Source organism: Streptomyces hygroscopicus subsp. hygroscopicus (assembly GCF_001553455.1).
GTDB lineage: Bacteria > Actinomycetota > Actinomycetes > Streptomycetales > Streptomycetaceae > Streptomyces > Streptomyces hygroscopicus.
The window spans coordinates 1-766 of the sequence record NZ_BBOX01000077.1; the positions used below are offsets into that span (position 1 = coordinate 1).

Here is a 766-nt window from a genome sequence, read left to right on the forward strand (position 1 = left end):
CCCCGCCGTGCCCACCGGGCTGCTGCGCACCGGAGCGCTGGTGCAGGCGCTCGGGGACGCGGGCCTGGACGCCCCGCTGTGGTGCGCCACCACCGGCGCCGTCACCACCGCCGCCGCCGAGCCGCTCGGCAGCGCCGCACAGGCGCAGACCTGGGGCCTGGGCCGGGTGGTCGCGCTGGAGCACCCGGAGCGCTGGGGCGGCCTGATCGACCTGCCCGGCACGCTCGACGAACGGGCCGCCGACCGCCTGGCCGGCGTGCTCGGCGGACACGGCGAGCCCGACGAGGACCAGCTGGCGATCCGTACGGCCGGCATCCTGGCCCGCCGCGTCGGCCACGCCGAGCGCACCCCGGCCACCGGCGCGCCGTGGCGGCCCCGCGGCACGGTCCTGGTCACCGGCGGCACCGGCGCGCTGGGCGCCCATGTGGCCCGCTGGCTGGTCGCGGGCGGCGCCGAGCATGTGGTGCTCACCAGCCGCCGGGGCCCCGACGCCCCCGGCGCGGCCGAGCTGCGCGACGAACTCGCCGCCTCCGGCGCCGAGGTGACCGTCGCCGCCTGCGACGTCACCGACCGGGACGCGGTCGCCGGGCTGCTGGCCCGGATCCGCGACGGCCACCCGCGCCACCCGCTCACCGCCGTCGTGCACACGGCGGGCGCCGGGCAGTTCGCCCCGCTCGCCGAGACCACCCCGGCCGACGTGGCCGAGGTGGTCGCCGCGAAGGTCGCGGGCGCGGCCCATCTGGACGCGCTGCTCGGCGACACCGCA

1 protein-coding gene is annotated in these 766 nt (G+C 80.5%); it reads left to right on the plus strand.

Features of this window, described 5'->3' with window-relative positions; all coding sequences use genetic code 11:
- A partial coding sequence (locus AXW62_RS08760) for a beta-ketoacyl reductase (RefSeq protein WP_159060838.1) occupies positions 1-766 on the plus strand: 766 nt, incomplete at both ends.